We start from the raw sequence: 7415 nt of genomic DNA, 5'->3' as shown, positions 1-7415 counted from the left end.
GGGAAGGATTCGAACCTCCGTAGGCACTCGGCCGGCTGATCTACAGTCAGCTGCTTTTGTCCGCTCAGCCACCCGCCCGAACCATCTGCATTATACGGTGGGCCCGAGGCCGCCATCAAGCGGAACAGGCGCCCCGGTGGCCCGGAGCACGACCTCGGGACGGACGGCTCGATGCCTGAGCTGAAGGCCGCCCTACGCCTGGGGCCGGAAGGCGACCTTGAAGGCGCGGGTGGCGGCCTTGCCCATGGCCGTGTGCAGGGCCCGGCGGAACTCCTCGAGGGGGAACTGGTGGGTGACGAGGTGGCTGAGATCGACCAGCCCGCGGGCCATCCAGTCCAGGACGATCTCCATGGTGCGCACGCGCCGGCCCCGCCAGGTCTCCCAGCGATAGATGTAACTCCCCGTGACCTGGAGCTCTTTCAGCCACAGCGGCGTCCAGTCCACGCTCCGGGCCCAGGAGGCCAGCCCGAGGAGCACCACGCGGCCCCCGGGGCGCGTCAGGCGCAGGCTGTCGTCGATGCTCCCTGCGCTGCCGACGCACTCCAGCGTGAGATCCGCGCCGCCGAGGAGGACGCGCTTGCCCATCATCGGGCGGCGCAGGCGGCCGCCGGTCAGGTCGGCGATCGCCGGATAGTGGCCGTCGCCGCGCTGCAGCCGCACCACCTCGTCCGCGCCCAGCCGCCGGGCCGCCTCCCCCTGAAAGCCGTGCTTCACCAGGGCGATGATCCGGGCCCCGCTCCCCGACGCGCGCAGGGCGGCGATGGCGCACTGGCCGATCACCCCTCCCCCGACCACGAGCACGGTGTCCGCCTCCGCGGGCGGGGAGGCGACGACGGCGTGCGCCGTCACGGCCAGGGGTTCGGCCAGCAGCGCATTCTCGTCGCTCACCGCCTCGGGGAGGGGGAACACCTGGGAGCGGTGGGCGACGAAGTTGGCCGCCCAGCTTCCCCCCGTATCCCGGCAGGCGCCGATCATCAACCCGGGCGCGAGGTGGCCTTCCGCCACCCGGAGGCACAGGTTGTAGTTTCCCGCGGCACAGGGCGGACACGGATCGACCAGCCCTCGCGCCAGACAGGGCAGCGCCGGCTCCACGGTGACGCGCTGACCGATCCGGAGGTCCCGGACCGCAGGGCCGACTTCGGCGATCGTCCCCACGTTCTCGTGACCCAAAACGAAAGGAAACGACGTGAGGGCGGAGAGGGCCGGGCTGGCCTCCAGACGAATCGTGTGCAGGTCACTCCCGCAGATCCCGCCCAGCCGTACCGCCACGCGCACCCAGTCCTCCCCGGGCAGCGGCGGATCGGGCACCTCCCGGAGCTGCAGCGGCGCCCACCGCCCCCACCAGGCGCGGCGGGAGACCGCACCCGCAACCTTCGTGGCGACGAACCGGGGGATGGTGGGGTGGAAGGTGAGGGCCTTCAAGACATGGGGACCTGCCGGATGAACCCCTTCTCCAGACGGTTGAAGATGTCGTCCAGCGTCGGTCCGGTGATGGTCAGGCCGTGGTTCTTCAGGCCGACCACGGCCCGGCCCGGATCGGGAGCCCGCCGCACCACCTCGGCCACCGCCTGCGCCAGCTGGATCGTGCCGCAGGGGTAGTTGATGGTCGTGGACTGGATGTCGGCCATCCAGGCGTGGACGTGGACGATGGCGCCGACCTGAGGGTGCTCGGTGTAGATCATCCAGTGCTCGATGGCGTCCACGGAGACCCGGCGCGGTGTGATGTGGGGCGGTACGCTGAGCAGCATCACGTTGCGCTGCGGGTCAAAGCCCTTGACCAGGAGCATGTCGCGACCGATGACCTGCATGTTGGCCTTGTCCACGCCGCTGGCGCTCATCCAGAAGCGCGTGCGGTCCTTGCGCACGCTCAGGTTGCCGTAGCTCAGGCCGCCGATCCCGTACAGCCGCTCGATGTGCCGCAGGTCCCGGGCGTCCACGATCTCATGGATGGGAAAGGGCGCGGGCAGGAGCTTCAACGCGTCCAGGCGCTTCCCGGCGGCGCTGAGCTGGCGGGTGAGGTCGTCCCCCTCCCACAGCTCCTCCTCCAGATCGGGATGGAACTCGTTGTCGATGACCAGCTGGGATTCGGCCAGCGGATCCAGACGGTCGTAGAGGTACTCGAAGTAGGCGTCGCCGTCCCGGACGGGGATGGGGTAGTACCCCTGCTCCAGCGTCACGAAGTAGGTCTGGACCTCCTCGCCCTCCCGCACGAGATAGATGCACAGGTTGGCCAGCGAGCGGACGAGGAGCGGGTAGGCCTGCCGCAGGACGTTATCGGGCCGCTGGTCGACGAGGGCGATGGAGACGACGAAGACCGCCTTGGCCCGGCGCCGGTAGGTCCGGGGCCTGACCGGGTCGATAAAGTTGAACACCAGACGCAGATCCGGATCCTCGGGATCGTCCACGTAGGTGTGGCCTTTGCGCGTGAACACCTCGCGCAGCCCCCGGGCCAGCCGTTCCTGAACGGGATCCGGGCGGTCGCCGACAAAGGTGAATCTCATGGCACCCTTAGATTCCCACGCCCGGGAGCGCTATCCTGCCCGAAAGGTCGGGGCTATCCAAGGATCCCCTGCGCATGCCTTCCTCGAAGCAGGCGACCCTCGGCGAAGCGCCGGAGGCCGAACATGGAGATCTCGATCTCGGGCCGACGGCCGGTGAGCAGGTCGGCCAGCGCTTCGCCCAGCGCCGGACTGAGCTTGAACCCGTGGCCGCTGAAGCCGGCGGCGAGATAGAGTCCCCCCACCTCCTCCACGGCGCCGAGCACCGGCTGCCAGTCGGGCGTGATGTCGTAGATGCTGGCGTACCCGCCGCGCACGCCTGCCTCCGCGGCCCGGGGGAAGCGGTGCGCCCACAGCGCGGCGACACGCCGGACGAAGTCGAAATCCACCCCCTGGTTGAAGCCGTCGGCCGGCACGATCTCCTCCGCGTCCCCTTCCAGGACCCCGGCCAGGACGCTGTGCCGGGCCTCCGGCCGGGCGTAGAACCCCTGCGTCATGTCCTCGATCACCACCCCGAGCCCGCCGAACACCGGCGGGGGATCGAGGTGCACCACCTGCTGGCGCGAGGCCTGGATGGGCACGGCCACACCGGCGGCGGCCAGGAGGGCGGCGGTATGCGCACCCGCGGCGACGAGGACCGTTCCGGCCTCGATCATCCCCCGGGTCGTTTCCACCCCCCGGACCGCGCCGCGGTCGATCACCAGGCGCTCCGCCCTGGTCCCTTCCCAGATCTCGACGCCGAGCCGGCGGGCGGCGGCGGCGAACCCGGCGGCTGCGGCATAGCCGTCGGCATAGCCCGCCTCGGGCTCGTAGGCCGCGCCTTCCACGTCCTCGAGGTTCATCCGGGGATCGAGCCGGGCCACCTCCGCGGGCGAGAGGATCGAGGTCTGCACGCCCAGGCGCCGCTGGAGGGCGACGTTCTCCTCGACGGCGGGGAGCTGGGCGGGTGTGGCCAGAAGAAGGAAGCCCGTCCGGGTGAAGTCGGCGGGGAAACCGGTCAGCGCCTCGAAGCGGCTGAACAGTTCGAGTCCCCGGACGGCCAGCCGGATGAGGGGCTCGTAGGAGTAGTGCAGCCGGATGATGCCGATCGTCTTCGCCGTCGGCCCGGCGCCGACCGTGGCCCGCTCCAGGAGGACGACGCGACCGGCCCGGCGGCGGCCCAGCTGAAACGCCGTGCTGGTGCCGATGACGCCTCCTCCGACGATAACGATATCGGCCGTGGGCACGAGGTTACTCTTCGTCGCGGCACGAACCTGACCCTATACACGCTATACACGGCGGCCCGTGACGGTGCGGCCTCGACCGGCGCCGACGGCCCCTGACCGCGCCATGACTCATCATCTCCCGCACCACGACCACACCGGGCATGAAACGGCTGCCCCGCCCGCCTCCGCTCCTCCCCCGCTCGCCCCGGCGATCTGCACCTGTGGCACGCCCTGCCTCTCCTGCGAGGCGGCGCGGCTGGCCGCGACCTGCGGATGCGAGTTTGAAGCGAAGCAGTTCGAGTACGCCCAGGCCCGTCACGCCGGGCAGCACAGGCACCACGATGCCGCGCACGGCATGGGCGAGGCCCACGACCACGAGGCGCAGATCGCCGATCCGCGCACGGCTGCCCATATGGAGGCGGACATGCGGCGGCGCTTCTGGTGGTCGCTGGCGCTGACCATCCCCGCCGTTCTCTACTCGCCGCTGGGGAGGAATCTGCTCGGTCTGCGCCTGCCCGAACCGGCTCCCGCCAACTGGATCCTGCTCCTGCTCACCACGCCCGTCGTGTTCTGGACCGGTTCGATCTTCGTCGCCGGCGCGCACCGGTCGCTCCGCCGGCGGACCCTCAACATGTCGGTCCTGATCAGCACCGGCGTCCTGACGGCGTATCTGTTCAGCGTGGGAATCACGCTGCTCAACGCGGGGGAAACCTTCTACGAGGCCGCGGCGATGCTGGTGACGTTCGTCCTGTTCGGGCACTGGATGGAGATGCGCAGCCGACGGGGCACCGCCGACGCCCTGCAGGCCCTGTTCAGCCTGGTGCCGCCGCGCGCCCGCGTGGTGCGGGACGGCTCCGTCGTCGAGGTGCCCAGCGCGGAGGTCCGGGCCGGAGAGATCGTCGAGCTCCGTCCGGGCGACCGCGTGCCGGTCGACGGCCAGGTGATCCAGGGCGAGACGGCGGTCGACGAATCGCTCGTCACCGGCGAGTCCCTCCCCGTCCCCAAGCGTCCCGGCGACACCGTCACCGGCGGCACCATCAACCAGTCGGGATCCATCCGCTTTCGGGCCACGAAGGTCGGCGCGGACACCGCCCTGGCCCAGATCATCCGGCTGGTCGAGGAGGCGCAGGCCAGCAAGGCCCCGGGCCAGCGCATCGCCGACCGCTGGGCGCAGGTCCTGGTCATCCTGGCCGTGGGGGCGGGCGTCCTGACCTTCCTCCTCTGGTACGGCCTGGCCGGCGAGAGCGTGCTGACCGCGCTCACCTTCGCCATCTCCGCCGTCGTCATCGCCTGCCCGGACGCCCTCGGGCTGGCCACGCCCACGGCGGTCGCGGTCGGCACCGGCCTGGGAGCCCGGCACCACATCCTGATCAAGAACGCCGCCGCGCTGGAACAGGTCTCCCGCATCACCGCCGTCGTCCTGGACAAGACCGGCACCCTGACCGAAGGCCGCCCGCGCATCGTCGACGTGCTCGGGTCCGGCACGGTTTCGCCCGACGACGTGGTGCGCCTCGCTGCCTCCGCCGAACAGCGGTCGGGCCATCCTCTGAGCAGGGCGGTCCTCGAGGAAGCCGCACGGCGGGGCCTGGGACCGGATGAGGAGATCGCGGGCTTCGAGAACCTGGCCGGACACGGCGTGGAGGCCACGGTGGCGGGGCGGCGGATCCTGGTGGGCACGGTCAGGCTGATGCGTGACCGAGGCATCGATCTGTCCCCGGTGCAGGCGACCATCGACCGCCTGCTGGCGGAGGGGAAGACTTTGATGGCCGTGGCCGCGGACGGCGCGGTGGTCGGGGTCTTGGCCGCGGCCGATCCGATCCGGGAGAGCTCGCGCCGTGCGGTGGCCGGACTGCGCCGGCTGGGCATCGAGGTGGCCATGATCACCGGCGACAACCAGCAGACGGCCCGCCGTGTTGGGGACGAACTGGGGATCGCGCGGATCTTCGCCGAGGTGCTGCCCGAGCAGAAGGCCGACTATGTGCGGCGGCTGCAACGGGAGGGGAAGTTCGTGGCCATGGTGGGCGACGGCGTCAATGACGCGCCGGCCCTGGCCGCCGCCGACATCGGCATCGCGATCGGCGCCGGGACGGACGTGGCCGTGGAGACCGCCGACGTGGTCCTGATGCGCTCGGATCCCGCGGACGTGCTGCGCGCCATCTTCCTCTCCCGGGCGACGGTACGGAAGATGAGGCAGAACCTGTTCTGGGCCTCGATCTACAACCTGCTGGCCATCCCGATCGCGGCGGGCGCCCTGTATCCGGCGTATGGGATCCTGCTGCGGCCGGAGTGGTCCGCCCTGCTGATGTCGGCCTCCTCGATCGTCGTCGCCGCCAACGCCGTGCTCCTCAAGCGGGCGGCGGGGCCGATGCAGAGCCAAGGAGGATGAGGGTGCCGGGGCGCGGCGATGCGGCCGGTCCGTGGTATGCCCGGCTATGGTGGAGGGGTGCCGGGGGTTCCCTCCGCCCTCATCGCCTGCATCCAGAGGGCGTAGACGTACAGGATGTACAGGGCCAGGACGGCCAGCATCACCCCGCCGGTCAGGGCGGAGAGCGTCGCGATGCGCCGCAGGGCGTGGGGCGCCGCTTCCCGTCCGTGTCCGCGTTCCATGGTCACCTCGGTGTCGCGCCGACGCCGGGGTCGGCCTCGGAGTCCGCGCCGACGCTGAGCAGTGTCATCGGGCCAGGACCTTCACCAGCTCCAGCAGTTTCGGGTCCAGCGTCTTCTGCTTCGACGCCACGTCCGCCAGCGGGATCGCGGCCACCTCGCCCCGGCGCAACCCCATCAGCACCCCGTTCCGGCCCGCGGCCAGCTCGGTGACCGCCGCGGCGGCCAACCGGGTGGCCAGCAGACGGTCGAAGGCGGTGGGCACGCCGCCGCGCTGGACGTGGCCGAGGATCGTGGCCCGCACGGTGAAGCCGATGCGGTCGCGGTGCTCGGCAAAGTAATGACTGAGCCACTCGGCGTCGTACCGCGCCCCCTCCGCCACCACGATGATGCTGTGCGCCTTGCCCCGGTCGTAGGCCGCGCGCAGATCGTCGATCAGGGCTTCCGGATCAGTCTCCACCTCGGGCAGGACCACCGCCTCCGCCCCGCCGGCCAGCCCCGCCATCAGCGCCAGGTAGCCGCAGTCCCGTCCCATCACCTCCACCAGGAAGGCGCGCTGCAGCGCGGAGGCCGTGGCCTTGAGCCGGTCGATCGCCTCCAGGGCGATGTTGAGGGCCGTGTCCACGCCGATGGTCATCTCCGTCCCGTAGACGTCGTTGTCGATCGTGGAGGCCACGCCGACGACGGGGTAGCCCATCTGCGACAGGGCGTGGGCGCCGGCCTGGGACCCGCTGCCGCCGATGACGATGAGGGCGTCGATCCTGTGGTTCTCCAGGACGGCCAGGGCCTGGCGGCGCCCCGCCTCCTGCAGAAACTCCGGCGCCCGGGCGCTGCGCAGGATGGTCCCGGCCAGCTGCATGATCCCGCCCACGTCGCGGGCGGACAGCGGCGCCAGCTCTCCGGCGATGAGCCCGGCGAAGCCGTGGCGCACGCCGTAGACCTCCCACCCCTGGTCGAGTCCGGTGCGGACGGCGGCGCGGATGGCCGCGTTCATCCCCGGGGCATCGCCGCCGCTGGTGAGGACCGCAATGCGTTTCATCAGTCCTCCCTCATCATACCCCGTCCCTTCCCCCTTCGCTCCTCCCCGTCCGAGGAGTCGCCGAGCCGG

Annotated in this window: 6 protein-coding genes; 1 reads left to right on the top strand and 5 read right to left on the bottom strand. The window is 71.1% G+C overall.

Going from position 1 to position 7415, the window contains the following annotated elements:
* Positions 1 to 192: 192 nt before the first annotated feature.
* Genes QN141_10295 through QN141_10285 form a run of 3 tightly spaced genes read right to left on the bottom strand, consistent with a single transcriptional unit; the run spans position 193 to position 3724 of the window.
* Positions 193 to 1422: an alcohol dehydrogenase catalytic domain-containing protein gene (locus QN141_10295; protein MDR7558865.1), complete on the bottom strand. Its 1230-nt coding sequence runs from the start codon at positions 1420 to 1422 to the stop codon at positions 193 to 195.
* Positions 1419 to 2501 carry a class II aldolase/adducin family protein gene (locus tag QN141_10290; protein MDR7558864.1) on the bottom strand — a complete coding sequence of 361 codons (1083 nt, stop codon included), beginning with the start codon at positions 2499 to 2501 and terminating at the stop codon, positions 1419 to 1421. Before QN141_10290 ends, QN141_10295 begins: the two co-directional genes overlap by 4 nt.
* A gap of 53 nt (positions 2502 to 2554) precedes the next feature.
* Positions 2555 to 3724 carry an FAD-binding oxidoreductase gene (locus QN141_10285; GenBank protein MDR7558863.1) on the bottom strand — a complete coding sequence of 390 codons (1170 nt, stop codon included), beginning with the start codon at positions 3722 to 3724 and terminating at the stop codon, positions 2555 to 2557.
* A gap of 103 nt (positions 3725 to 3827) precedes the next feature.
* Between QN141_10285 and QN141_10280 the strand changes: the two genes are divergently transcribed.
* A complete protein-coding gene (locus QN141_10280) occupies positions 3828 to 6089 on the top strand; it encodes a copper-translocating P-type ATPase (GenBank protein MDR7558862.1) in 2262 nt (753 codons plus the stop codon).
* A 44-nt stretch (positions 6090 to 6133) separates the two neighbouring features.
* On the opposite strand, the gene QN141_10275 is transcribed toward QN141_10280, so the two are convergent.
* Both QN141_10275 and QN141_10270 read right to left on the bottom strand, forming a co-directional pair.
* On the bottom strand, positions 6134 to 6310 hold the full coding sequence (locus tag QN141_10275; protein ID MDR7558861.1) for a hypothetical protein: 177 nt from the start codon (positions 6308 to 6310) through the stop codon (positions 6134 to 6136).
* Between the two features lie 64 nt (positions 6311 to 6374).
* Complete coding sequence (locus tag QN141_10270; protein MDR7558860.1) at positions 6375 to 7346, bottom strand: ATP-dependent 6-phosphofructokinase; 972 nt, start codon at positions 7344 to 7346, stop codon at positions 6375 to 6377.
* Between the last annotated feature and the right edge of the window lie 69 nt (positions 7347 to 7415).

It is taken from the genome of Armatimonadota bacterium (assembly GCA_031459765.1).
Taxonomy (GTDB): Bacteria; Sysuimicrobiota; Sysuimicrobiia; order Sysuimicrobiales; family Kaftiobacteriaceae; genus Kaftiobacterium; species Kaftiobacterium secundum.
This window is presented reverse-complemented; position numbering and strand designations above follow the sequence as displayed.

Coding starts and splice junctions, on each gene's coding strand:
- QN141_10290 (MDR7558864.1), bottom strand. CDS start 2,501: ATGAGATTCACCTTTGTCGGCGACCGCCCGGATCCCGTTCAGGAACGG.
- QN141_10270 (MDR7558860.1), bottom strand. CDS start 7,346: ATGAAACGCATTGCGGTCCTCACCAGCGGCGGCGATGCCCCGGGGATG.
- QN141_10280 (MDR7558862.1), top strand. CDS start 3,828: ATGACTCATCATCTCCCGCACCACGACCACACCGGGCATGAAACGGCT.
- QN141_10275 (MDR7558861.1), bottom strand. CDS start 6,310: ATGGAACGCGGACACGGACGGGAAGCGGCGCCCCACGCCCTGCGGCGC.